This window comes from Salinispora goodfellowii, from assembly GCF_059570675.1.
On the sequence record NZ_JCANTD010000098.1, the window covers coordinates 1 to 1125 of the forward strand.

At 72.4% G+C, this 1125-nt stretch carries 1 protein-coding gene; it reads right to left on the reverse strand.

The genetic code is table 11. From position 1 onward, the window contains the following. On the reverse strand, window positions 1-1125 hold a 1125-nt coding region (locus T398_RS26795; protein ID WP_496450580.1), incomplete at both ends, for a beta-ketoacyl synthase N-terminal-like domain-containing protein.

The window sequence follows — 1125 nt, forward strand, 5'->3', positions numbered from 1 at the left end:
CAACGGCAAACCCATCCCGGCACGCTGCGCACCCTGACCGGTGAACAGGAACGCCAGACCACCCTCGACCACCACACCCGACACCGCCGCCGCCCGCAGACCGGCCAGGAAGTCCTCCCGGCTGCCGGCCGGCACACCGTCTCGCGTCCCGGCGAAGACCACCGCGCGGTGCTCCAACGCCGCCCGACCGGTCGCCAACGACCACGCCACCGCCGCCGGATCCAGCTCCCCCACCGTGTCACGCAACCGGTCGAGCTGCCCGGCCAACGCCTCCGCCGACCGCGCCGACACCAGCCACGGCAACGGACCATCAACCTCGGACCCCTCGACCACGGCCGGCCCCTCGGCCGACGCCGGCAGGCCCTCGACCTCGGGCGTCACGACCGGCGTAGGCTGCTCGGCCGGTTCCGCCAGGATCACGTGGGCGTTGGTGCCGCTGATCCCGAACGCCGACACGCCGGCGCGGCGGGGATTGCCGTCGGTCTCCCACGGCCGGGCCTCGGTCAGCAGCTCCACCGCCCCGGCCGACCAGTCCACGTGCGGCGACGGCACATCCACGTGCAACGTCGCCGGCAGCACACCGTGACGCATCGCGAGGACCATCTTGATGATCCCCGCCATACCCGCCGCGGCCTGCGTGTGACCGATGTTCGACTTGATCGACCCCAACCACAACGGCCGCGCACGGCCCTGCCCGTAGGTGGCCAGCAACGCCTGCGCCTCGATCGGATCACCCAACCGGGTGCCCGTGCCGTGCGCCTCCACCACGTCCACGTCGGCGGTGGAGAGCCCGGCGCTGGCCAGCGCCTGCCGGATCACCCGCTGCTGCGCCGGACCATTCGGCGCCGTCAGCCCGTTCGACGCGCCGTCCTGGTTCACCGCACTGCCCGAGATCACCGCCAGGACCCGATGCCCGAGCCGCTCCGCATCGGCACGCCGCTGCACCAACAGCATCCCGACACCCTCAGCCCACCCGGTGCCGTCCGCACCACCAGCGAACGACTTACACCGGCCGTCCGACGACAGCCCATCCTGACGGGCGAACTCCGCGAACACCTCCGGACCCGTGATCACCGTCACCCCACCCGCAAGCGCCAGATCACACTCCCCCGAGCGCAACGCCTG